This window comes from Pseudomonas sp. UBA6562 (assembly GCF_002434265.1).
Lineage (GTDB): Bacteria > Pseudomonadota > Gammaproteobacteria > Pseudomonadales > Pseudomonadaceae > Aquipseudomonas.
This window is the reverse complement of record NZ_DJJS01000007.1, coordinates 44,395-67,143: the sequence shown is the minus strand read 5'-3', so window position 1 is coordinate 67,143 and position 22,749 is coordinate 44,395. Positions and strand designations below refer to the sequence as shown.

At 61.7% G+C, this 22,749-nt stretch carries 20 protein-coding genes; 6 read left to right on the top strand and 14 right to left on the bottom strand.

Features of this window, described 5'->3' with window-relative positions:
- The first annotated feature begins 150 nt into the window (after window positions 1-150).
- The 5 genes from B4M43_RS12495 (at window position 151) to B4M43_RS12475 (ending at window position 4,967) form a co-directional block, all read left to right on the top strand.
- The gene (locus B4M43_RS12495) at window positions 151-861 is read left to right on the top strand and encodes a serine O-acetyltransferase (RefSeq protein WP_296267508.1); all 711 of its coding nucleotides are present in this window, start codon (window positions 151-153) and stop codon (window positions 859-861) included.
- A complete protein-coding gene (locus tag B4M43_RS12490; protein ID WP_296267506.1) occupies window positions 858-1,649 on the top strand; it encodes an alanyl-tRNA editing protein in 792 nt (263 codons plus the stop codon). Before B4M43_RS12495 ends, B4M43_RS12490 begins: the two co-directional genes overlap by 4 nt.
- Window positions 1,646-2,854 (top strand): MFS transporter, encoded by a 1,209-nt coding sequence (locus B4M43_RS12485; RefSeq protein WP_296267504.1) that lies wholly within the window; start codon window positions 1,646-1,648, stop codon window positions 2,852-2,854. The genes B4M43_RS12490 and B4M43_RS12485 overlap by 4 nt, the downstream gene beginning before the upstream one ends.
- Window positions 2,851-3,777 carry a pyridoxal-phosphate dependent enzyme gene (locus B4M43_RS12480; protein WP_296267502.1) on the top strand — a complete coding sequence of 309 codons (927 nt, stop codon included), beginning with the start codon at window positions 2,851-2,853 and terminating at the stop codon, window positions 3,775-3,777. The genes B4M43_RS12485 and B4M43_RS12480 overlap by 4 nt, the downstream gene beginning before the upstream one ends.
- Before the next feature lie 182 nt (window positions 3,778-3,959).
- Complete coding sequence (locus tag B4M43_RS12475) at window positions 3,960-4,967, top strand: alpha/beta fold hydrolase (protein ID WP_296267500.1); 1,008 nt, start codon at window positions 3,960-3,962, stop codon at window positions 4,965-4,967.
- A gap of 556 nt (window positions 4,968-5,523) precedes the next feature.
- Here the strand turns inward: B4M43_RS12475 and B4M43_RS12470 are convergent.
- Window positions 5,524-5,976, bottom strand: a complete 453-nt coding sequence (locus tag B4M43_RS12470; protein ID WP_414707850.1) for a LexA family protein — start codon at window positions 5,974-5,976, stop codon at window positions 5,524-5,526.
- A complete protein-coding gene (locus B4M43_RS12465) occupies window positions 5,973-6,182 on the bottom strand; it encodes a hypothetical protein (RefSeq protein WP_414707839.1) in 210 nt (69 codons plus the stop codon). Before B4M43_RS12465 ends, B4M43_RS12470 begins: the two co-directional genes overlap by 4 nt.
- A 204-nt stretch (window positions 6,183-6,386) precedes the next feature.
- Between B4M43_RS12465 and B4M43_RS12460 the strand changes: the two genes are divergently transcribed.
- Entirely contained in the window at window positions 6,387-6,683 is a 297-nt protein-coding gene (locus tag B4M43_RS12460; RefSeq protein ID WP_296267497.1) for a hypothetical protein, read from the top strand.
- A gap of 41 nt (window positions 6,684-6,724) precedes the next feature.
- Here B4M43_RS12460 and B4M43_RS12455 read toward each other — a convergent pair whose 3' ends face one another.
- Genes B4M43_RS12455 through B4M43_RS12400 form a run of 12 tightly spaced genes read right to left on the bottom strand, consistent with a single transcriptional unit; the run spans window position 6,725 to window position 22,723 of the window.
- A complete protein-coding gene (locus B4M43_RS12455; protein ID WP_296267495.1) occupies window positions 6,725-7,051 on the bottom strand; it encodes a hypothetical protein in 327 nt (108 codons plus the stop codon).
- Window positions 7,048-7,425 (bottom strand): hypothetical protein, encoded by a 378-nt coding sequence (locus B4M43_RS12450; RefSeq protein ID WP_296267493.1) that lies wholly within the window; start codon window positions 7,423-7,425, stop codon window positions 7,048-7,050. The genes B4M43_RS12455 and B4M43_RS12450 overlap by 4 nt, the downstream gene beginning before the upstream one ends.
- Window positions 7,422-7,865, bottom strand: a complete 444-nt coding sequence (locus tag B4M43_RS12445; protein ID WP_296267491.1) for a structural protein P5 — start codon at window positions 7,863-7,865, stop codon at window positions 7,422-7,424. The genes B4M43_RS12450 and B4M43_RS12445 overlap by 4 nt, the downstream gene beginning before the upstream one ends.
- 60 nt (window positions 7,866-7,925) lie before the next feature.
- The gene (locus B4M43_RS12440; protein ID WP_296267489.1) at window positions 7,926-8,153 is read right to left on the bottom strand and encodes a hypothetical protein; all 228 of its coding nucleotides are present in this window, start codon (window positions 8,151-8,153) and stop codon (window positions 7,926-7,928) included.
- A gap of 17 nt (window positions 8,154-8,170) precedes the next feature.
- Window positions 8,171-9,025 carry a hypothetical protein gene (locus tag B4M43_RS12435; protein WP_296267487.1) on the bottom strand — a complete coding sequence of 285 codons (855 nt, stop codon included), beginning with the start codon at window positions 9,023-9,025 and terminating at the stop codon, window positions 8,171-8,173.
- Between the two features lie 8 nt (window positions 9,026-9,033).
- Window positions 9,034-9,336: a hypothetical protein gene (locus B4M43_RS12430; protein ID WP_296267485.1), complete on the bottom strand. Its 303-nt coding sequence runs from the start codon at window positions 9,334-9,336 to the stop codon at window positions 9,034-9,036.
- 32 nt (window positions 9,337-9,368) lie between these two features.
- Window positions 9,369-16,553 (bottom strand): TipJ family phage tail tip protein, encoded by a 7,185-nt coding sequence (gene gpJ, locus B4M43_RS12425; protein ID WP_296267483.1) that lies wholly within the window; start codon window positions 16,551-16,553, stop codon window positions 9,369-9,371.
- 8 nt (window positions 16,554-16,561) lie between these two features.
- The gene (locus tag B4M43_RS12420; RefSeq protein WP_296267481.1) at window positions 16,562-17,197 is read right to left on the bottom strand and encodes a tail assembly protein; all 636 of its coding nucleotides are present in this window, start codon (window positions 17,195-17,197) and stop codon (window positions 16,562-16,564) included.
- Window positions 17,190-17,960, bottom strand: coding sequence for a C40 family peptidase (locus B4M43_RS12415; protein ID WP_296267479.1), 771 nt, complete (start codon window positions 17,958-17,960; stop codon window positions 17,190-17,192). The genes B4M43_RS12420 and B4M43_RS12415 overlap by 8 nt, the downstream gene beginning before the upstream one ends.
- Before the next feature lie 9 nt (window positions 17,961-17,969).
- Entirely contained in the window at window positions 17,970-18,668 is a 699-nt protein-coding gene (locus B4M43_RS12410) for a phage minor tail protein L (protein ID WP_296267477.1), read from the bottom strand.
- A complete protein-coding gene (locus B4M43_RS12405) occupies window positions 18,668-19,006 on the bottom strand; it encodes a phage tail protein (protein ID WP_296267474.1) in 339 nt (112 codons plus the stop codon). The genes B4M43_RS12410 and B4M43_RS12405 overlap by 1 nt, the downstream gene beginning before the upstream one ends.
- An 18-nt stretch (window positions 19,007-19,024) precedes the next feature.
- Entirely contained in the window at window positions 19,025-22,723 is a 3,699-nt protein-coding gene (locus B4M43_RS12400) for a phage tail tape measure protein (RefSeq protein WP_296267472.1), read from the bottom strand.
- Window positions 22,724-22,749 lie beyond the last annotated feature (26 nt).

Below are 22,749 nucleotides of genomic sequence, written 5' to 3'. Positions count from 1 at the left end.
TTAGGAAATAAATGCTAACAGTTAACTGAAAAGCTTGTCGACTGTTCGTTCGCGGCAGTTCGAATAGTGCGACTATCACTTCAGCGGCGTCTCTCAATCAATTCCCTGTCAACGCCAATACCCAAGACCAGATAACTGGAAAGCGCATCGATGGCCCACATGGACATGCAACCTCATGCACCCGTTCGGCTGCCCGTTCATTATGAACCGGCGTCGTTCTGCACCATTAGAAACTTAGTGACCGCCGCGTTATTGGAGTGTTGTTCGACGCAGGAATTTTCCATCCTCAACGACACTTCTTTAATCCAGGAAGTTGCCGAACAATGCCACGAAGACTTGCTGGCCTTCGCCGCTAAAGATCCCGCCTCAGGCTTCGATCCGATCTTCATCGCCAGAAGTTACACCTCCTATGCGGCCGTACTGCACTATCGCTTGGCGCACCAAGTGCATCTGCACTTCGGCGCCCGGGTAGGCGATGCGCAGTGCCTGGCCGGCATGCTGTCGCGTCGCGGCAAGATGCTCTCGGGTGCGGAAATCCACTTTCGCAGCCGCATCGGCGAACGCTTCATCATCGACCACGGCGTAGGCACGGTGATTGGGGAAACCAGCGTCATCGGCGACGATTGCTACATCCTCGGCGGTGTCACCCTGGGCGCCCGTGGCATTGGCCACAACCCCTCTGGCGCCCGCCATCCGCGCATCGGCAACCGAGTCCAGATCGGTGCGTTTTCCAGTGTGCTAGGCCCAGTGAGCATTGGCGACGACGTGTTCATCGGCCCCAATTGCATCATTAGCAAAGACGTCCCTGCGCGCGCCCGAGTGCAGGTCAAAACTTCCCTGCAAATGGTAGTGGAACCATGAATACATTGCTCAATAACGAAGTACTGCGCAGCACTGAAAAGTTGTATTACCAAGACCAGTACTTAACGTCGACCACCACGCAAATCACCCGTGTGCATGCCGACGCGCTGGAACTCGACAGTACCGTGGCCTATCCCGAAGGCGGCGGTCAGGAGGCCGACCACGGCACCATCGAGTTGCCCATCGGCACGCTGCGCTTCATCTGGGCGAAAAAACTCTACGGCACGCCCATTCGCCTGGAGGGTTTCAAAGGCGGAAAGTTGGGCGGCATCATCTTGCACATGATCCATCCGGACGACTTACATCTGCTGGAGCAGGTCACCGTGCACATGCCGGCGCGCGTCAGCATCGATGCGCTGCGTCGCGATCGCCTGACGCTGTCTCACAGTGCCAGCCATTTCCTCTACGCCGCCGCCGTGCAACTTCGTCAGGAACTGGAGCAGTGGACCATCGGCTGCCACATCAAGGAAGACGGCGCCCGTTTCGATTTCCTTGTCGAAGAATCCTTCAGCGCCGAGGAAGTGCGCGAGATCGAGCGCCTGGCCAATGAGTTGATCGCCCATGACGATGTGATCGGCAACACCGCCGTACAAGGCCTGGAAGACGCACGGCTGTGGTCGTACCGAGGCATTGAAATCCCCTGTGGCGGCACCCACCTGCAATCGCCGCAACGCATCGGCCGGCTGAGCGTACGCCGCAAACGCCTGGGCAAGAGCAAGGAACGGCTGATCTGCGAATTTCCCGAAGCCTCGACCGACCTGTCGATCTATCGGGAGCAGCACGCATGAATCCTCGCCTGCCCCGCCGCACTTACCTGTACTTCACCGCCCAGTCGATCAACCTCACCACGGCGGTGATGTCGGTGACCATGGCCGCCATCGTCGGCTCGGCGCTGGCACCGGCTGCGCAGTGGTCCACCCTGCCCTACGGCGTGCAGTTTCTGTGCGTGATGCTGGCCACCTATCCTGCATCCCGGTTGATGAGCCGCATCGGCCGCAAACCGGCGTTCATGCTGGGCGCGCTGCCATTGGTGGTGTCTGGGGTCAGCGGCTTTCTGGCGGTCGAGCATCGGCAGTTCGCGCTACTGGTGCTTAGCCACGCCGCGTTGGGGGTGTATATCGCCTTCGCCAACTTCAACCGCTTCGCGGCCACCGACAATCTGCTGCAAGCGCTCAAGCCCAAGGCGCTGTCACTGGTGGTGGCCGGTGGCGTGGTCGCCGCTGTGGTCGGCCCGACCCTGACCGAGCTGCTGCGTGAGGTGGCGGGCTATGCGCTGTTCTCGCTGTGCTACGCCGCGTTCGTCGTCTTGGCCGGGCTGTCGCTGCTGATCGCCTTGTCCCTGCCCGCTTCACCGCCCAGCCCAGCCAGTGCGCAAACGCCAAAGGTACAAGGCGACGACGCCGCCCCTCTGACACCGACCCTGCTCACCGCCATGGCGGTGGCCGCCGTGGGCTACGGGATCATGAACCTGCTGATGATCCAGGCCTCGATGCACATGCAGCACATGCACGACTCGTTCTCCGACGTGCGTCTGGCGATCCAGTGGCATGTCATCGCCATGTTCGCGCCCTCCTTCTTCACCGGCACGATCATCGAAAAGCTGGGCCTGCGCACCACGCTGTGCACGGGCCTGGCCATGCTCATCGGCTGCAGCCTGCTCAACATGACCTTGCACGGCTACACAGCCATGACGGTTTCTTTGATCGTCCTGGGACTGGGCTGGAACCTGACCTACGTCGGCGGCGGCGCGTTGCTGGCGCAGAGCCTGCAAAACAGTCCCGGCGCCATGCAGATGCAAGGCAAAAACGATCTGGCCATCGCCGTGTGCGCCACGTTGGGCGCCTTCACGCCGGCCGTGCTGCTCGGCTCGATTGGCTGGGTGGGCACCAACGCCCTGTGCCTGGGCCTGTGCGTGGTCTTGTTGTTGGCGACCCTCTATGTGCTGCACAGCAACGCGCAGCCGCGCTACACGGCCGTGGGCAACAGCAAATGAGCAAACTGATCCGCACTGCCGAGCGCATCCTCACCAAGCTGGAAATGCACAATCCGGGCGGCAGCCACAAATACCGCGCCGCCAAACACATCATCGACTGTGCGGTGCGCAACGGCGACATCGTGCCGGGCGAGACCACGGTCATCGAGAAAACCGGCGGCAATTTCGGCTTCGGTCTGATCGCCGCCTGCCACCGCCACGACATCGCCGTGGAGCTCGCGGTGGGATTGAGCTTCAGCCAGACCAAACGCGATCTGCTCGAATGCTTCGGCGCCACGCTGATCGGCAAAGACATGCTGCTGGCAGGTGCAACGCCCAAGGATGTGGTGATGCACCGCCTGGAGCAACAGGCGGCGCTGGGCAAATCGTACTTCTATACCGACCAGTTCAATAACCCCGTCGGAGTCGATGCCCATCGCTATCAGACCGCCACGGAGCTGGCCTGCCAACTGATCCAAGCGCGGGCCGGCAAGGAGTTGCTGTTCGTGGGTTGCGCAGGCACCGGCGCGAGTTTTTCAGGCATTACCCTGGGCCTCAAGGATCAGGGCTTCGACGTCGAAACCGTGCTGGTCGATCCGGCCGGCTGCGATTCGAAAATGGGCGTGTTCGCCGACCACCGCTTCGAAGGCATGGCGGTCGGCGTCTGCCCGCCGTTTCTGGACTGGGCACTGGTCGATCGGCATTGCAGTGTCACGCAGGAAGAAATGCTGGCGGCGCAGCGTACCTTCTACATGCAGAGCGGCGCCTTCGTCGGCAACACGGCGGCAGCGTGTCTGGCAGTGGCTCAGCGATTGGTCCGCGAACCCGAGCATGCGCACAGGACGATAGTGACCATCGCCTACGACGCAGGGCTCTGGTATCAGGACTTGCAGAAATCGGTGGCCGAGCAGGCGCGGCGTTCGGTGGCGGGATGCGAAGGATGATGGCAAAGGGGCAGGCAGGCGTGCCGGATGCGGGCCTGGCGTCTATTAGCGGTCGCGGTAGGGAATTATTGCTCGCGCGTTGGTTTCGTAGAAGGCGTCGTCGACAACTGTCGTCATGCCGACAGCACGTCGCCCCATGGTTATCAAGAGGGCGCACGGGCCGAAAATAGGGACAAGCGAACATGAAAAGCAAAATACGATCGGCAGCCCTCGTCGGGCTGTTGTGTGCAGGTGTGCAACAGGCCAACGCGGCCAATGTCTATGGCCCGCAGCTGGAAGGCTTCGCTTACCCCTACCCTTTGAAACATCTGGCGTTGACGTCGCAGGGCAAGCATTTGCAGATGGGATACCTGGACGTACCGGCCAAAGATCCGAAGTCGACGTTGGGCACAGCCGTTTTGCTGCACGGCAAAAACTTCTGCGCCGCGACTTGGGAAGGCACCATCAAGCACCTTAGCGACGCCGGTTACCGGGTCATCGCGCCCGATCAAATCGGGTTCTGTTCTTCGAGCAAACCCGAACGGTACCAATACACGTTTCAGCAATTGGCTCTTAACACGCACGCCCTGTTGCAGCACTTAGGGGTGGAGAAGGCGAGCGTAGTCGGCCATTCGACCGGCGGCATGCTGGCCGTTCGATACGCCCTGATGTACCCCGCCGACACGTCGAAGCTGGTGCTGGTCAACCCGATCGGTTTGGAAGACTGGAAGGCCTTGGGCGTCCCGTATCGAACGGTGGACCAGTGGTTCGAGCGTGAACTGAAAGTCACCGCTCAATCGATCAAGGCATACGAACAGAAGACCTATTACGACAGCCGCTGGAAGCCTGAGTACGACAAGTGGGTGGACATGCTGGCCGGTTTGAATGCCGGCCCTGGCAAAAAGGCGGTGGCCTGGAACTCGGCACTCGTCTACGACATGATCTTCACGCAGCCGGTGGTATACGAGTTTCCCAAGATCCAGGTGCCGACGCTGTTGATGATTGGACAAACCGATACGACAGCGATAGGTAGCGACCTTGCGCCGGCAGAGGTGAAAGCCAAGCTTGGCGACTACCCGGCGCTGGGCAAGGCTGCGCGTAAGGCCATACCCAACGCTGAGCTGATCGAGTTTGCGAAGTTGGGGCATGCGCCGCAGATGGAAGAGCCTGAGGCGTTCAATAAGGCTTTGCTGAGGTGGTTGGACAAGTGATTTTTCGAGTGTTCAGGTGCTGCTGCGTTTTGCACTGAATCAGGAGTGAGGGACAGACTCTTTGAACAGGATGTCAAGGCTTGTCCGATGGTCTTTACAGCGCTTATGGGGGGGGAGGCATCGCGCTAGACGCTGGCCATGGTGGCAACTTGAGAACTATCCAAAACGCAAAAAAACCCGAGCGTAGAGATTCGAACTCTAGGATAGTTGCCCATCGACGGTTTTCAAGACCGTTGTATAAAGCGAGAGATTATGCCGATTTGAGGGCTAAACCGATTCCAAAACCTCAGCTGAACAACGGGGCTACAAACCGCATACAGCAGGGGCTTGCCCTTATGTTTTGGAAGTGATTTAGCTCTATTTTCAAGCACAATTTTTGTGCTCCAAATCACCAAGATTTAAGCAGTCCAGAACCGCGCGATGACACGGTCCGGACCGCCATTCTGCCTAAGAATGTTCCCAAGTTATTCCCATTCCTGCCCAGTCGAAGCGGGATGCTGAGAGCAGTATGGGATAGCTTGGTTTCCCTTCTCCGGCGTCCTGCCGAGCCAAGACCCTACCCCGCTATACGATCGTGATCTCGGACGCTGTACCGGACCACACCCCACACATCGAACGTGTCGCCCTCCATGATGTACCGCGATGGGTACTTCCGGTTCTCCGACCGCAGCACGATCATGCCGTGCTCATGACACATACGCTTGCACACCGGCTCGCCGTTCACCGCCGCGATGACAATTTCGCCGTGCTTGGCTTCGGTACCCCGGTCGACGATCAGCAGGTCGCCCGAGTACATGCCAGCCCCCTGCATGCTGTCGCCCTCGATCTTGACAAGGTAGACGTAGGGCGCGCGCAGCTGCATCAGATCGTCAAGGCTGATCTGGATCGTTTCGTCGATTTCGAGGGCGGCGGTCATTGATGGTGCTCCATACTGTATAAAAAAACAGTATGGTAGGGATCGCGGCGCGCCCCGGCAACCGCCGATCAGCGGTGCTGCCCGAGCTGTCAGTGCTTCGTGATCGGCTGGAGGCCGTAGGCGTAAAGCTGGTAGTCCGTCACCGCCTGGTAGGCCGATTCGGCAAGCACGCGCAAGCGCTCGACCTGCTCGGGCGGCTCGCCGGCGTCCTCCGCCTGGTGATACCGGCGCAGCGCTGCGGTCGCCTCCAAAATCAGCGGTTCCCCTGCGCTGGCCAGCCCTCTAATCGTCCGCTTCATGCTCTCATCCATCTGGCTTGGTCAGCGCATTATAGGACGTCTCGCACGCCAGACCGGTATTCGGCTTCGCTCAAGAGCTGCCGCAACGCTTGCCGCTTGATCGCCGCACAGTTCATTCCTTGATTGCGGCTACATCAGACTCTGCCACGGTTGCTGCCAGCACTCATGGCGGGCATAGTGGTTAATTTCCAAAGGAGAGCACTTATGTCGCAGAGCGAAATAGACCATCAGGTGTCAGAGGCAGAATATTGGTTCAAAGCCGAGTTACAGACGCCAGGGCCATTGCCAGACGGGCTCAAAATCTCAATATGCCGTGAGATTTTGAAGTGTGGCAGAGACTCAAATCGTTTAGAAATCAAAATTGCGCTGCTGGGCCTGGTTCTAGCTGGGCAGGTGTCCAATCCACTCTCTTTTTCCGCAACGGATATAGAGAATGCACTCTGGCTTGTTCGAAATAATAAGTTCGGCTTTGATCCACAAGCGCCCATCAGTTTGGTGTAAGCAGACAGGCACAGCTGAGGCTGACACCGCAGGTGTCAGCCTCAGCGGCATGCGTCGGCGGCTGCGGCCAGTTCCTTCTCAAATCCGATGCGCTGCCGACGCTCGGCCAACAGCGCGCGCACCTTGACCTCCAGACTGTCAGTCTTGCGCAGGCTGGCGGCTGCCCACGGCGGCACGGCTACTTCTGGCGCGCGGCATGGCACTTGTACCGGCACCTCGACGCGCACGGTGCGCACCTCCGTCTCCACGTGGGCTGCGCAGCCGGACAACAGTAGGATCACCAGCAGCACCTGCGTGACCTGCACATTGCTGCTGCTCCTGCACTTTTCCGTCACATCTGCACTTTCTCGGGAGACTTGAGATTTCATAAGCCGAGTTCCTTGTCGATGATTGAGGTCGCGGCCGCGCACTGATCGCCGCCGGTGCGCTCCTGCTGCAACCGATTGGCGGCCTGGTAGTCGGCATAGGCGCTGGCCTTAGCCTCGTCGACGGCCTTCTCGGCGCTTGACTGGCGCTGCCGGGCGGCCAGCTGCAGGTCACCCAGAGCCTTGCCCTGCTCCCCGGCCAGCGCCTCCAGGTTGTCGCGCGCCAGCTTGCACTGCCCGGCCTGCTGCGCCAGCTGCGCGGCATCGGCGCGGGCCTTGCTTATTTGCCCATGCTGCCACCAGATGACGCCGGCGGCGCCCAGGGCCAGAACCAGCCAGAGCGGTATCGCCCTAAATACCGCCAGAGCCCCGCTCATGCCAGCGCCCGCCGCACGCCCTCGTTGATGATGGCCGCCGGGTACGGGTTGCTGCCGTTCTCATGTGCGATGATCGCTGTGACCATGCCGCGCAGCACCTGCGGGTCGCGCACGTCGATCACATCGGCGATCTGCACGCCGATCTTCTGGGCCACGGCCTTGGCGTAGGCGGACGTGTCGTTCTCGTTGCTCGGCGCCCAGCGGTTGATGGTTTCGAGCACGGTGTCGATGCCCTTGCCGCCGACGCCGGGCATACCGTCCTTGCCGCGGTAGTTGATCAGCAGCTTTGCCAGGGCGCGGATGCCGTTCTCAGGCGAGTCGAAGCGGGCGAAGCGCGGCTTGGCTACGCCCTCCTCCAGGCCGAGTTGGCCCTGCCAGGCGTTGCGGGGGTTGTAGTCGATGTTGCCGGGGTTGTTGTTGCGGATGCCACGTGCGGTCATGGGTTTTCTCCAGGCATGAAAAAGCCCGCGCGGGGCGGGCTTGGTTGATGCTGCGGGCCGTCAGGCGGCGGTGTCGGTCTCGTCCACAGGCTTAGGCTCGGCCGGGTCTTTGGCGGTGATCGACACCTTGGCCGAGTAGTCCTTAAGCACTTGCGCTACGCACACCTGGGCGCCGGGGAACTGGCTCAGGATCTCGCGGGCGCGGGCGTCCGCTTCTTCCTGAGTGGCATAGCGGATTTTGTTGGCCGTGTCGTAATCGTTGGCCAGGTTGATTGCTACATATGGCATTGGTGTTTCCTCTTTGGTTATCTAAACGGGAATGGATAATCAGTTGCGCGAATTACAAGTGCTTGTGGCTGTCGATCTGTTGGAATATCAGACCAAACTGTGGTGGAGCCGCCAGACACAGCAGAGGTGGTTGCAACTGCGGGCGTGAAAAAGAATCTCACCCCGCCAGAATAACCACCACAGCCCTCATTAGCGTTAACCCTATAACTCCCAGTCCCGAAGTCCGTCCCTTCACTTAACACGCAGATCCTTGAGAATGTTAGGCAGGCTGCCAACTCGCCAGATGCAACTGGGATAAAGACTGCACCTTTCGGCTGGGCATAATCGCCGCTGGACCATTCAAGGCCAGATCTTTCGTTTGCGCCGCCAGAGTAAGGAGTCCAGCGCGCAGTTGTATTGGGCGAAACAGGAGGATTGATAGCTGGCGGATCAACAGTTGCTATTACGTTCAGCGGAGGCATGCCAGTTGTGAAGCTGAGCCGACCCGTTGCGTCATAGCACTCCATGCCGGCCCTTTCCCCAACATCACGCATCAAATCAAATACAAAGGCTTTCGTGTTCGGTGAGCATCCTTGGAAGTAAAGCGTTCTATTGTTGCCGCTGACCGACTCGCCGCATGGCTTGCCGTCCCCAACCAAGAAAACGATGGGTGATACGGCGCCACTGACGGTAATCCCGCAGATGGGGTCGCGCAAATTGGTATATACCCAGCTGCTTTCATCGTTAGGGTTGAGGTTGATTGACCGAATGTAATGCCTGCCCCAGCGATCAACCAGATTCAAGTAGCCGCTTTTCAAAAGACCGTAGCTAATTCGATCAATGTCGAAAAGTAACGAGCCGTCTTCTTTGAAAGCCTGAAATCCAGCAGGCATCTGACCTCCTAATAGTACCCGTAGTAAATTCGGCAATTGGCACTGAACTGGCCGAACCATGTCGAGTGTTGATATTGCCACGAAAGAGTGTCACCCGAGATGGTCACTCCTGGCTTTTTACCTTTCCATAACTGTGTATCGACAAGCGGTACGATGATGTAAAAACGCCGCTTACCAGGCGGCAGAGCAGGAAGTGCAATAGCACCTCCCGCCGCATTGGTAACAATATCTCCTTGGTGCTGGCTGATCGAAGAAGACATATCGACAAGCAGCCTGCCGTCAGAACCAAATACTTGAAGACCGGCTGGCATATTCACTCCTCAAAGGGGCATGCGCCCCCATATCACCATTTGCCCATGCGCACTCGGATAGCTCCGTCGATCACGACAACAAGGCCGTTCCTATTCATGAAGCTGTAGGTGCTCGAACTGCTAGGATCGCGTGCAGTGATTTGGCCGCTCACGAAGTCCGCAGACATGATCGGCACGCCATAGCTGGTCATGCTCGAAGACTGGATCGAACTACCAACCATCGCGTTCTGCACTGCCAGCTTTGAGATAAACGCATCGTTGATGAACACCTGGCCGTTCTGGATCGCGAACGGATTCACGAAGCCATTGCCGCTTGGATTGAGAACAGCGAACCGATCTGCCATCACAGCGAAGGTCGACTGCAGCACTCCGCCATTGTTCTCGATCCCAGCTCCAAAGCCCGCAGCCACATACTGGTTCCCGTTTACGACCTGGAGCCGGACGGAGTAGGAAGCGTTGACCTTGTTGTCGAGCCCGACTTGGGCGGTGCTAACCTGCTGAACAAAGGCGTTCGTATTGCCCAGGCTGGCCTGGGTATCGTCGACGCGCCGGCCAAGCGCCGAGTCCGCGTCGGCGCGGGTTTGCGCTTCGCTCTGGATCGAAGCAGTCGCGTTACCGACGTTGCTCTGCACCGTGTCGATGCGACGGCCCAGCGCAGTGTCAGCGCTGGATCGGGTCGAGGCCTCGCTTTGAATCGCTGAGTTGGCATTCCCCACAGACGTGTACAGCCCGTCCGTGCGCTTGGCCTCCGACTCGATCTTGGCCCCTTGCTGCGTGACCTTCGTGTCCAGCGCCGACACGGCGAGCGCCTGGCCGGCAGCCTGCCGGGTGGAAGTGCCTGGCGTGAAGGCCGACGGCGCCGTGGCTTCGCCGATCTTCTCCTCGACCATGAAGCCATCGAACCAGGTGATGCCCGCGTTTCCCGCCGATTGCGTGAACAGCACAATGCACGCAGGTCCGGCCAGCGCGGCGGGCGCCGTGAACGTCAGGCTCAGCCGCGCCATGTCGGTGGCAACGTTGACGTTGGCTGCTGCAATCTCCGTCTCGCCGCCTGCGGTGTTCTGGTACCGCAGGCGTACTGCCACGACGTGCGCAGCGCTGCCCCTGGCCCAGAACGAAACGATGTACTGCCGCCCGGCCACCAGCCGAAGGTTGAAGTCCGACGGGCTGCCGGCCAGCCACATCCAGCCTGACCCCGTGCTTGAGTCGACCTTCAGCAAACTGCTGGAGTAGGCCGAACTGTCCGCCTGGGCGGTGATGCTGAGCCCGCCCTGGGCACGGAACGCCGGCAGCGTGTCGGTGAACGTCGAGTATTCCGCCGGCACCAGATTGGACCCGGTACCGCCGATGGCGCCGACCTGACTGCCAATGCGGGTGATGCTTGAGTTGGCGGCGGTCAAGCCGCCTTCCGTCGCCGTCACGCGGCCCGTGAGGGTCTGTAGCGCGCTGGTGCTCGCCTTCGTGGCCAGGCCGCTGCTGGTGCTGTTGACCGAGCCTTCCAGCAAGGTCGTGCGGCCAGTAACGGAGGTAAGGTCTTTGCCCTGCTGAGTCACAGACGAGTTGAGCGAATCAATCGCCGACGAAGCAGCACTAGCCTGGTCGGCGGTGTTGCCCGGCACAAACGTGCTCGGTGCCGCCCCATCGCCCACCATCTGCTCGACCATGATCTGGTCAAACCAGACCGATCGACCCGACACCCCGGACCGGTTCATTTGCAGCGCCAGTAGCATCTTGTCGCCGGTGAATCCCCCTCCTGACAGGTCGGCGACGTAGGAGTAGCGAGCCCATGCCGTGGTCAGCGCCTGTTGCGTGGCCGCTGGGCTGTTCGAGGCGCTGCCGTCTGTGTTGATGCTTCGCAGGTATAGCGCCACCACGTGCCCGGCGACACTCGCCCGCGCGCGGTACGAGATGATGAATTTCTGCGGCTTCATGCCCATATTGCCGACGTTTCGGCTTGCCGCAAGGAACGCGGCCAGCGCCACCGAATCGCTCGACCAGGTGAACTTCAAAGCGGCGCCGCTGAAGGTCGCCGCATCGCTGTCCAGGCTCGCCACGTAGCTGCTGCCGTCGATGGCAGGTAACGTTTTCTGGAACGTCGAATATTCAGCAGGCAGCAGGTTCACGCCGCTGCCACCAATCGAGTTCTTCAACTGCGTCAGCTGCGAACTGGTCGAGGTCAGGCCTTCCTCGTTTTTACCGACTCGGCCGGACAGCGCCGTAGTGGCCTCGGCAAGCACCGCCGACTGGTCGAAGCTGTTGCCCATGCTGAAGGTGGAAGGCTCGACCTGGTCATTGACCGCCGCTTCGAACATGAAGCGGTCGTAATAGGTGACCCGGTTGGCGACGCCGGAGCGGTTGCTTTGGACCGCAAGCTGCATTTGCGTGCCGGTGTAGGCTGGGTCGGTCAGGTCGATAACGCCGACGTACCTGGCCCACGCGGTGGTCAGCGTGAACGTCGGCGCGTTCGACGTCTTGAACGACGAGCCGTCGGCGAGCAGAACGCGCGCGTAGACACCGACGACGTGCCCGGCCACTTCCGCCCTGGCGTAGAACGACACCAGGTACTTGCCCGACTTGAAGCCCATGTTGCAGCCGGCCGCGGTAAAACCGTTGTTCAGGCCAAAGGTGTGGGAATCGACGTTGCTGTTGGCAGCCTTCAGCGCATAGCCCTTGAACGCCGCAGCGTCGGCCACGGTGCTCATCGCCACGCCGCCGTTCGAATACATGTTCGCAGGCAGATCCTTTGCGAACGCGCAGTATTCGGCCGGCACCAGGTTGACGCCGCTGGCGCCCAGATTGCTCAGGCTTGCACTGATATTCGTCAGGGCGCGGCCGTTGGCGCTGATCGCCGTGCCCTGCTGCGACACGGTGTTGCCCAGCGACTGTACCGTCGAGGCGTCGGCTTTCTTGCCCACCTCCTGATTGGTGGTGTTCAGCGAGTTGGTCAGTTGGGTGATGGCGCCCGACTGCGAGGTCAGCGACGACTCGGTCTGGTCAACCCTTCCAGAGAGGCTTTGCACCGCAGAGGCAACGGCCGTCGCCGCGTCGGCATTGACCGCGCCATTGTCCCGCCAGCCACTTACAGATGGGCTGAATTCCAGTTGGCACCGGTCCACCTCAAGGAACGCCGAGCTGATCGCCGCCGTGCCATAACAGGTGACGAAGAAATTGCACTCGACCGTCCCCTGCGGCGCCACCACGCTGTGTGACAGGCGGGCATAGTCCGCAGTCGCCAGGGTATTGGCGGCCACGGGCACGCCACTGATACTGCTGCCGGCGGCGTTGAGGAACTGAATCTCGCAACGCACGTTCAAGCCAGCCGTGCCGCGCATATAGGCCGACAGGGTAACAGCAGCACCGGGGCTGACTTTGACCCGGCGATTAGCCAGGTTCCCGATCCGACCCCAGGCCGAAGCCGACACCCCTGTCACATCGATGCGTTGGGCAAACTCTCCAGTGGCGAGCGCCGACGGCACGATGCTCGGGTTGGCAGTAACGCCGCTGGCGCCCGCTCGCGCCCAGCCATCGGCCAGGCCGCCGGAACCGCTCTTCTCGAACGACGGGTTGTAGATCCAGTTTTCCCCGCCGAGCTGGCCAATGGTGGAGTTGATGGAGACCAGGGACTGACCCTGCGAGGTGAGTGTCTGCCCCTGCTGCTTGACCTCGTTGCTCAGGGACTGCACAGCCGACGAGTCGGCCTTCTTGTCCACGCTGTCTTTGAGCGAGGTCAGTGCCTGGCTCTGCGAAGTCAGCTGCTGGTCCTGCGCGGCATCCTTCTGCTCGGTGGCCGTCACGCGGCTGGTGACCTGTTGCAACGCCTGGGAGCTGGCCTTGCCGTCGATGCTGGTCTGCATGCCGTCCAGCTTGGTGGCTTGGGACGAAAGCTTGCCCTCGGCGTCGGTAACCCGTGTCGAAATACTGCTGACCACCGAGGCATCGGCCTTGGTCTGTGCCAGGGCCAGCGCAGACTGTGCGGCAGCTGCTGCGTCCGTGGCGGCCTTGTCGGTCACCGCCACCCATGCCGAGCCATTCCAGCGCTTGGGCGTGTTGGCATTGCCCGTGGTGTCGATCCACAGGTTTTGCGCCAGCCGGTCGGCGGTGGCCGGGGCGGCTGCCTGGATGATCACCTTGCCCTTCCCGCCCGCCAGCGCGTTGGCCGCATCGGCGGCGTTCTGCGCGGCGGTGACGTTGCCGTTGGTGGTGGTCAAGCTCGTTTGCAGCCCGCTGAGCTGCGAAGCCTGCGCCGTAGCCTTCCCGTCCAGCGTCGAGACGTCGGTTTCAACCTTCGACACCCGCGCAGCCACGCCATTGGCCGTGACAACCGCCTGGCCCACATCGGTCCAGTAGTCCGCGTTCGGCGGCGGCGTGTTCAGCGGTACCGCCTTGGTGGCCTGGTACAGCTTGCCGTCGGCGCCGAGGGCGCTCTGGCTGGTGGTGTAGGTCTTGTCCTTGCGGTACGGCAGCGAGCCGGACAGGGCCGAGACGTTGGCGATCTGCTGCTGCAGGTCGGTCTTGGCGGCCGATACGTCGGCGCTCACCGCAGTGATCTGCTGCTGCAGGTTGCTCTTGGTGGCGCCGAGCGCGTTGTTGACGTCGCTGATCTGCTTGGCCAGCTCGGTCTTGGCGGTACCCAGGCGTTCGTTCACGGACCCCGGACCGTTGCCGTCGATGAGCGCGATCTTCTCGATTTTGCTCGTCAGCTCTTTGCCCAACTCGCTCTCGGTGATCTGGTCCTTGATCTGCTCGAGGATCGGGCCAGCGTCGGCGCTTGCCTGGCCGGTGACCAGCGTAGTGCCGCTCGGGAACCATGGGCCGACGTTGCCAGACCGATCGACCAGGCGCGCCCAGAAGTAGAACCGCTGCCCGGCGCGCAGGCCTTGCAGCGTGTGCTTGTCCTGCGGATAGGCCAGGTCCGCCAGCTTGGTAGCATCGGCCAGCACACTGCCCGCGCTGTACCACAGCTCGGTGCGCTGGGTGTCTTCGGCGCCTGGTGGGAAGGTCCACTTGAGGCCGATGCCGAACAGCAGGCTTTCCGTGGTCAGGCTGGTAATCGCCGGCGGCTCGCCGGTCTTGCCGAACAATGCCGTCGGCTCAGACAAAGCCCAGATGGAGCTGTTGCCGGCCACACCCTCGGCCGACACGCGCGCGGTGTAGGTGCCGCTGTAGATCCCGCGTACTTCCAGCGCAGCCGTGTAGGTCACTCCCGCGTAGATCCAGTCGCCGTTGTTGCGCTTCCACCATACGCGGTAGCTCTGGGCACCACGCGAGGCGTCCCAGGTGATTCGCATGGTCGCGATGTTGATCCCCTGGTTCAGGGTATCGAACGTGCTCAACTTGACGTTGGTGGGCGGCGCCTGCACGGCGGCCGGCAGCACACTGGTCGGCGGAATGATGATCTGCGCGCCGTCGTCGATCGCGGCGAACTTGCTATTGTTGCGAGCGATGGCCACCACGTCGTACTGCAGCTTGTCGTCGCCGAAATTCTCATTCACGGTCAGCACGCGGTAGGTCTCGGCAACCAGTTCGGAGGTCTCGATGGTGTAGACCGACTCCTTGACCGGCACGGCCGAAAACGCCTGGGTCACAGTGACCACGCGGCCTGCGACCGATTGCACCACGCGAGTCTCCGCCACGCCCTTGGGCAAGATCACCACCAGGGTGTCACCGGCGGCGACCTTGATGTCAGTGTCCAGCGTCACGGTACTGGCCGTGGCGGCCTTGATGCGGCCTGCCAGCGGCGCGCCTGCATAGTGCTCGTCAGCCACACGGATTACGTCGCCAGGGCGGCAGATCGTGCCGTCTAAGCCCACGCTGAACGTGATGGTGCCGGTCTCGAGACGGTTGGTCAGCAGGATGTACTGGCCCGCGCGCTGAGCCTGGCCTTGCGACACGCAGCCGAAAGCCGTCACCTCAGTCTCGCGCACGCCATAACGCGCCAGGGACTTCTGGTCCTGCACATACTCAACGCGCTGGTTGCCGAAGTTCTCGCGGTCACTCCAAGCCACCTTGGCCACGCTGAAACGGGTCGAACCGCTCGAGCCGGCGCGGCTGAACTTGCCGTCGAGGACGTTCGCGTTGGTGTAGGTGTAAACCGGGTCGCCAGGCATGTCGGCAGCACAGGCCACTTGGCTGCTGGCGTAGAAGCTCATCCCTCGGAAGACCGAAGCCAAATCTTGCAGCACGGTCAGCGCGTCGGCCCGCGATTGCAGGTACACGTTGCAGGTGAAACGTGGCTCGTGACCACCCTTCCCGTCCGAAACCATCTGGTCGCAGTATTGGGCGATTTGGTAGAGCGCCCACTTGTCGATCTGGCTGCTATCAATGAAGCGACCTAGGCCATACCGATCGTTGAGGACGATGTCACGCCAGATCCATGCTGGGCAGTCGGTCCAGGCCAACTTGAAGGTGCCGTCCCAGGTTCCGGAATAAGCCCGGGTGGCCGGGGTATAGTTGCTCGGCACTTGGATGATGCGCCCGCGAATGCGGTAGGCGCGCTCCGGAATCGCCGAGAACTGGCTGGCATCGATCTTCAACCCGCATAGCGCGGTATAGGGGTACTGCAGCTTGGCATCGATGATCTCGGTGTAGGTGCCGACCGAGGTGCTGGCCTGCGTGTTCGAGGTGGTCGAATCGGGCGTGGTGCGGCGTACGCGCAGACGCCAGCCACGGGTCGCCTCGGGTAGGTCGATGCGGACCGAGCGCTGATAGCCCGTCGTTGTCTTGCCATCGAATGCACCGCTGTGCACGACCTTGTAATCGCTGTCGTCGGTCGACAGGTCGATCTCGTACGCAACACGGTAGCCCACGCGATCGCCGTCTTGCTCTGTGACGACCAGCGCGCCGACGCCGAGCTGAACGCGCACAGCCGAAAGCTCCAAGTTGCTGAACGACTGGACCCAGGGCTGGCTGGCCTTGAGCTCTACGCCAACCGAGGCCTGCGATTCGACCGCCGGGAAACCGGAAATATGGTCCTGATCGTGCTCGCCAGTGCGCTGCTCCCAGGTCACTCCGGTGAAGTTCAGGCTGCCGTCGCTGTTGGCCAGGGGCGTCTTGTCCAAGTAGATGGATTGCGCGCCGTTGACCAGGCCGACGATGGGGCCTTCGCTGATCCCGTCCAGAATGTTGGCATAGCTGATGTTGATCAGGCTGTCGGGGCTTTCGACGGGCGTGTGCTGTTTGGATCCGCCCTTGGAACCCTGAATGGACAGGTCAGTCATGAGAACCTCTATTGCTGGTCTTCGGCGCGGATGCCGAGGGAGAGCTGCGCAGAGCCGGCCGTCATTTCGCCGTAGCACAGCGGCACCGGATTGCCTTGGGTGACAGTGTTTTTGATGCCAGTGAAGTTGTAGCTGGGGCGATTGTCGACGGACTCGCTGCTATCGATCTTGGCCTGCTGGCCGGTGACCATTTGCGCGACACCGCCAATGGCCAGCGACATACCCACCATGGCCGTTGCGCCAGCCAGGCCGCCTGCGCTGAGTGCGGCGCCCCAGCTCGATGCCGAAGCCAGGCCGGCCCAACCAGCCGGACCGGCGACGACCATCGCTGCCATCAGCGCCACACCAAGCACGACCTGTAGCCCGCCACTGCTCTTGCTGCCCTGCACCACCGGCGCAATGCGGATTTCAGCGCTTCCTGGCGGATGGCCCAGTTCGTGCTCGCCGATGTTGCGCTTGCCGTAAAACACCGCGAACGCCAGGCCGCGTTCCTTGGATGTGGCCAAGTAGGCCTGGAAGCCAGGGAACAGGACGCAGAGCGCTCTGACTGCCTCGGCCGAGGACTGGACCGCTAGACGGTGCACACGCCCGAAAAGCCGCCCAGGCTCACCGTGCAGCCGGACAATGCGTACTCGATCAGCCATGGGGGGATTCCTTGTGTCGCATGTAGAAACGGGCCGCCTCGAGCCAGAAACCACCGAACACGTCTCGCTTGGAGTCGCGACCGTACAGGTGGTGCAGGATGGCGCCCGGTACCGGGTGGTGGTCGGGTTCGGTCTTGAGCACGCCGGCGGCCAGGTAAACGCCTGCATGATTGGCCCTCTCGGACCGGACCTGCATGACGATGAGGTCACCCTGGCGCAGATCGCCCGGGTCGACCGGGTAGAAGCCAGCGCCTTCGAAGTTGTCGGCGTAGAGATCCTGGCCTTTGTCCCACCAGCCGTCCTCGCGCTCGTAGTCAGGAAGGTCAATACCCAGCTCGCGCCGGTAGTAGTCGCGCACAAGCGTGTAGCAGTCCAACACGCCGTGGTGGAACGGCCGGCCCACCAGCGGAGCCTGGTACCCGTCAGGTTCATGCACTAGGTGCCCTACCGGCTTGCCCTCGCGAACCTCGATGATCACCCAGGGCATCGCAGTGGCTTCCATCGCTGCCCGGTCGGGCGTGCTGAGCCGTGCCGACTGGCCAGGGTGGCTGTGCACCACCGCGGCAACCGTGCCCCGATCCTCCGCATCAGCCCAGTCCTGGGCGCTGATCCGAAAGTCTTGCTCGGGATCCGGCGCCGTGTTTTGCAAGGGCAGGTACTGGAGCTTGCGCCCAACTCTGACCAGCAGCCCACAGCACTCCTGCGGGGCTTTCTCGCGAGCGTGCGTGTACATGGCCGCAGTGACAGCCTCGGAAATTTTCATGGGTAAGCCTCAGTTGCCGGCGGAGGGGAAGCTGCCGTAGCGCAGCGGGTTGTGCTCGCCGAAGCGCAGCTTGCAGCCAGTCAGCGTTCCAGAGCACATGTCACGCTCCGGGTCGCCGGTGCGCACGTCCTTGTCAGTGGCGTAGTTCGACCCGGTGTAGCCGCAGTACGGACCCCGATAGCCGCCGATGGTCAGCCACTGGCAGCAGTTGGCGACGATCTGCCGGCCGGGCAGCTTGCGGTCCGAGGCGATCAGCGGAGACTTCAGCACGAACGAAGAAACCTCGCTATCGGAGGCCTGCTTCTGGTCGATGGTCAGAACATCGTCGGCAAAGTGCTCCTCTGGATCAGCCTCCGGGTTGCCGCCTGGGAAGTTGGCGGCATCGAGGAAGCGGCCGAGGGTCCGGTGGCGTACCACCTTTGCGTCGATCAGGTCATCGTAGATCCGGCACAAGGCCGTGATCAGGCCTGAGACGTTACCCACCGTAAGGGTTGGGCTGTTCTGCTGCCCATCGCCAGTCATGCCCATGCCTTCGACCTTGATGGGCCAGGGCGAATACTCGCGGCCCTGCCAGAAGATCGGGCCCACACGGGTGTAGCCATGGAAGTAGTAGACGTCGCCGTTGAGCGCGGTAAGGTCCAGCTCGAACAGCTCGACATACTGCCCAGGTACAAGCTTCTGGATGTCTTCGTAGATACTCTCGGCCATCAGGTCACCTGGTGGGTCTGTTCAAAGGTTGCAGTCAGCATCCACAAGTCGCCCCCTTGGTCCGTGGGGCTGTATGCGTTGCAGGTGAAGTGGAGATCGCCGTCGAACGGCGTCTTCCAGATGAAAGCCTTGAACCCCTGCTGGGCGCGGAGAAACGCCAGAATCGCGGCAATGCGCGCCTTCTTCCCCGTGAAGGTGAGGTTCCACGACTGGGTTTCGTTGTTGATGCCGTTCCCGGCGACCTGGCGGTAGCCGTTGCCAAAGCTGGCGGAGCGCACAGCGTTTTGGAACGTGCCTGGGGCCGAGCGATTCGGCTTCCAAGTGAATCGTTCGGCCATAGGGCCCTCCTGCGGTTTCTATCGAATGGGCCGGTTGATAGCAGACCAGATCATCCCGCCGCGCTTGAGCTGCTTGGTGATCTCCTGCTGAGCGCCCTCTTTCGCCGCTGTCATGTAGGCCTGGGTGACGGCGCTCATGTCGTCCGCCGAGGCGCCGGCCTGGCCTGAGCCTCCGTCGACGCTGATCTGCTGCTGGATGACGACCGATGCAGGGTTGGCGGCAGCCTGCCGTGGCGCCGGGCGGGTGGTGATGGAGTCGACGTAGCCACCGTCGGCGTAGCCACGGGTGTTCAGCGTCTCCAGGTAATCGCGCATACCAGGTTGGTTCACGACTTCGCGGCGAAGTACGAACTCGCCGCCGTGCACGACTCCCGCAGGGTCGTACTTGCCGCCATCCCCTGTGTAACCGCCATCAGAGAATCCGAACGCAGAAGAATACCCGGCCCGTGAAGCCCCAAGATTGGAGGACACCGCCCCTGCCGAGCCTGCCTCCAAGCCGTTTCCAGTACCGCCCCCGAAGTAAGCCGACATCCCGAGGTTGACCAAGCCGCCCAGCAGGCTTGATGCGGCCTGCTGCGTTGCAATGCGTGCCATGTCTGCCAGGATCGACTTGGTGAAGTCTGCGAACGAGAGCTTGCCGGTCATGGCGAACTCGACCACCGCGTCCTCCATGGAGCTGAAGGCATTCGTGAACAGCGACCGGGTTTGGCCAGCAACGTCCTGGGCTTGCTCCAGATAGTTCTGGAAGGCCGAGGAAGCGCCATTGCGCCAGTCTCCCTGGGCCGCCGTGATCTTGTCGTAGTTGTCGACCACGGTTTCCCGGTACCGGTCTTCCGCCTGGGCGAGAATGACCAGATCGCGCTCGTAATCGCCTTGGGAGTATTTGTCGGGGGCTGTGCGCCGGCGATCAAGCAGCCGGGCGCGGTCTTCGTTGAAGCGGTCGGTTGCGTCGTCCAAGTTGCTTTGCAGGCCGGCCTCGCGGTCGCCCAGGCCCAGGGCATTGGCTGCCCGGGTGCCGGATATCGCAAGTGCCTCACGCTGCCGCTCAAGTTGATCGGTGTACGCCTTGACCGCAGCCTCTTGCTTGGCCAGGCGCCCCTCTTCGTTGGTGGCCAGCACCGCCAGCTCTGTCTCTGCGTCCTTCTGAGCTTTGACCATGGAAGCGCGCGCATCGGCGATCTTCTGGTCGAGCTGGATGCGCTGCTGGGCGTTGGTCGTGCTGCGGCCCTTGGCCTGCTCGAGCGCGGCAATCTCGGCCTCGTAGGCATGGGTCACGTCCGAAGACTGCTGCTCGATCAGGGCGGCGCGCTGTGAAGCGTAGGACTCCTGGGAAACGAGCCCTGCTTTTTGCGCCGCATCCAGCTCCTTCTGGTGGTTTTTGTACTCGGCGAGGATGGCGTTGAGGGCGTTTTTCATGTCGTTGAACTCAGAAAGATCAACCTCCCCGGCAGCCTTCTGCGTGTCCTTGTATTTCTCCCGGATCGCAGCGATGTCTTTAGCTTGCTGCTCGGCGCTGATCAGCAAACTCTTATCGCCCAGAGTCTGCGCATCGGCCTTCCGGCGCGCTACCAGAGCATCGTACTCGTCCAGTTCCTTCTTCCGGCGTTGCTCCTTGGACTGAGTTTCATCGCGCAGCTTGTCCAGCTTGCGCTGATCCGCAATTGTACGGCTATTGGCTTGTTGCTTGGCCCCCTCAGCACGCGCTGCCTCGCGATCGGCCGCGACGAGCTTTTCAGCGGCGGATATCTGGTCAGTGAGGGCCTTGACCATATCCCTGGTGTTGGTTGAAGAGCCCTTAGCGGTGTTCTCGTCCGGCGTATCTATCAGGCTGGATTGGTAAGCAAGCCGCTGCTTGAGGTTTGTTAGGTCGGGCCCAGGATCAGACTTGCGGCCGACGCCAAGCGCGGTATCCCAGGCAATTTTTGCGGCATCTCCGAGGTTTTTCCATGCCCGCTCGATGTAGCCGAGGTTCTCGTTGATCTCCGGTGTTCGAGCGTTGATGGTGTCCGCATAGGTATGGATTGCCAGTGTCGCGGCGGCTTGCGAGTCTCCCTGATCCTGCAACGATTTGATTTGCTTGTAGGTATCGGCAGTGAGGAAGTTCATCGAGTCGTTGAGCTTCAGAATCGCGCTGACAGGGTCGTCGGCGATCTTGCTGAACTCTGCGACAGTTTCGCTTGCGGCCTTGCCGGTGGCGTCCTCCATGTTGGCGGCCGCCGTTGCGATAAGCTCGAACGAATCCACAGGAATCTTGGTAGAGCCAGCAAGCAGCGTCAGCGTAGCTGCAGCTTCGTGCACCGTGCCGTTCACCTGGCTGACGGCCTTGGCCATATTCGCCAGTTCATGCGATGTAGTGCCCGCCGTGTTGCCGGTCAGAATCAGCGCCGTGCTGAAGGCCGTGCCCTCGTCACTACCTTGCTTGTATGCGGCAATGAGCGCAGCCACTGCGGCTGCGGCTGCTAGAGCACCACCCACCATCAAGCCGGCGCCGATACCGACACCACTCGTGGCTGTACGTAATGCGCCAGCGGCTTCCGCTGCATTTTTCGAAGCATCGGCGGCCGTGTTTGCGCCATCCGCCATGTCTCCCAAGCTTTCGCTGGCAGCCTCAGCGCCTTCAGCGGCCGCGTTGCTTCCGTCCCCTATAGATCCGAGTGCCTGGCCTACAGAGGCGATACCGCCGCCCAGGCCGAGTACAGAGCGCACCTTCTCGCTCAGTGCATCCAGAGTCGGGCCTATGCCTCCAAAGGAATCAGCGATCTGTCCACCCTGTTGGATAAGCACCAGCAGTGGGTTTTGTCCGCCTGCCAAGCTGGTGAAAATGTCGGTGAATTGCGCGGGCAACTGGCGCAACGCCGCAGCGGTTTGCCCTGCGGAAACACCCGTATTCCGAACGCCTTCGTCGAAGTCGCCGAGTTTCTGGCGAGCGGTTTCGATGCGCGTGCTGTACTCGCGGAATGTCTCATCATCCAGCAGTTTGGCATCTTTAAACTGGCGGAGTTGGGCCTGTTGCTGGTCGAGCTTGTCCAGCGCTGCAACTACAGGGTTGATCCGACCGAGCAGCTCTTGGAGACCTTGGGCTTGCAGCCCGTTGGTTGCCGCTGCTTGGCGCGCAGCTTCAGCCAGCCGATCCTCGGTTTCCAACAGCGCGCGGCCGCGGGCGTTGATCTCGTCCTGGTAGGCAGCCCAGTTGGTCGCCGACGATTGAGCGCCTTCCATGGCCGTACCGGCTTTGGCTACGCTGGCGGCCAGGCTCTGGTGGTATTCGCTGGCCTCAAGCGAGGCCTTGGCCATAGACTCCAGCCGAGCTCGACGCTCATCGGCCGACTCTGCTGCGCGGCCCTCTGCCTGGCTTACAGCGTCCGTCGCGCTTGTGAGCGTGGCCTGGGCATGGCCTGCCTGATCTGTGGCGGACCCTAACGCTGTCATGCTCGCTGCGGCGCTGGTGAATGCCGCGGACGCCGAAGTAACGGCGCTGCCGACCGTCGCCATCTGTTGAGCCATTTCGCCCTGCCTGGCGTTGAGGGCTTGCAGCTCTTGGACGATCTGGCGCGTATCGCCGCGCATGCCGGTCAGCGCGGCTTCCCATGCCCCGCCGGCTTTGCCAGCAGACTCTTCAGTGCGCTTGCCTGCGTCTGTCAACTGATCTAGATCGGACGCAGCGCTGACGGCGTCTCCCGAATCGACCTTGATCCCAAGTTCGGCGATGGTCGTCATGGTTTTCTCCGGGCATTAAAAAACCC

Coding starts and splice junctions, on each gene's coding strand:
- B4M43_RS12495 (WP_296267508.1), top strand. CDS start 151: ATGGCCCACATGGACATGCAACCTCATGCACCCGTTCGGCTGCCCGTT.
- B4M43_RS12490 (WP_296267506.1), top strand. CDS start 858: ATGAATACATTGCTCAATAACGAAGTACTGCGCAGCACTGAAAAGTTG.
- B4M43_RS12485 (WP_296267504.1), top strand. CDS start 1,646: ATGAATCCTCGCCTGCCCCGCCGCACTTACCTGTACTTCACCGCCCAG.
- B4M43_RS12480 (WP_296267502.1), top strand. CDS start 2,851: ATGAGCAAACTGATCCGCACTGCCGAGCGCATCCTCACCAAGCTGGAA.
- B4M43_RS12475 (WP_296267500.1), top strand. CDS start 3,960: ATGAAAAGCAAAATACGATCGGCAGCCCTCGTCGGGCTGTTGTGTGCA.
- B4M43_RS12465 (WP_414707839.1), bottom strand. CDS start 6,182: ATGAAGCGGACGATTAGAGGGCTGGCCAGCGCAGGGGAACCGCTGATT.
- B4M43_RS12460 (WP_296267497.1), top strand. CDS start 6,387: ATGTCGCAGAGCGAAATAGACCATCAGGTGTCAGAGGCAGAATATTGG.
- B4M43_RS12455 (WP_296267495.1), bottom strand. CDS start 7,051: ATGAAATCTCAAGTCTCCCGAGAAAGTGCAGATGTGACGGAAAAGTGC.
- B4M43_RS12450 (WP_296267493.1), bottom strand. CDS start 7,425: ATGAGCGGGGCTCTGGCGGTATTTAGGGCGATACCGCTCTGGCTGGTT.
- B4M43_RS12445 (WP_296267491.1), bottom strand. CDS start 7,865: ATGACCGCACGTGGCATCCGCAACAACAACCCCGGCAACATCGACTAC.
- B4M43_RS12440 (WP_296267489.1), bottom strand. CDS start 8,153: ATGCCATATGTAGCAATCAACCTGGCCAACGATTACGACACGGCCAAC.
- B4M43_RS12435 (WP_296267487.1), bottom strand. CDS start 9,025: ATGCCTGCTGGATTTCAGGCTTTCAAAGAAGACGGCTCGTTACTTTTC.
- B4M43_RS12430 (WP_296267485.1), bottom strand. CDS start 9,336: ATGCCAGCCGGTCTTCAAGTATTTGGTTCTGACGGCAGGCTGCTTGTC.
- gpJ (WP_296267483.1), bottom strand. CDS start 16,553: ATGACTGACCTGTCCATTCAGGGTTCCAAGGGCGGATCCAAACAGCAC.
- B4M43_RS12420 (WP_296267481.1), bottom strand. CDS start 17,197: ATGGCTGATCGAGTACGCATTGTCCGGCTGCACGGTGAGCCTGGGCGG.
- B4M43_RS12415 (WP_296267479.1), bottom strand. CDS start 17,960: ATGAAAATTTCCGAGGCTGTCACTGCGGCCATGTACACGCACGCTCGC.
- B4M43_RS12410 (WP_296267477.1), bottom strand. CDS start 18,668: ATGGCCGAGAGTATCTACGAAGACATCCAGAAGCTTGTACCTGGGCAG.
- B4M43_RS12405 (WP_296267474.1), bottom strand. CDS start 19,006: ATGGCCGAACGATTCACTTGGAAGCCGAATCGCTCGGCCCCAGGCACG.
- B4M43_RS12400 (WP_296267472.1), bottom strand. CDS start 22,723: ATGACGACCATCGCCGAACTTGGGATCAAGGTCGATTCGGGAGACGCC.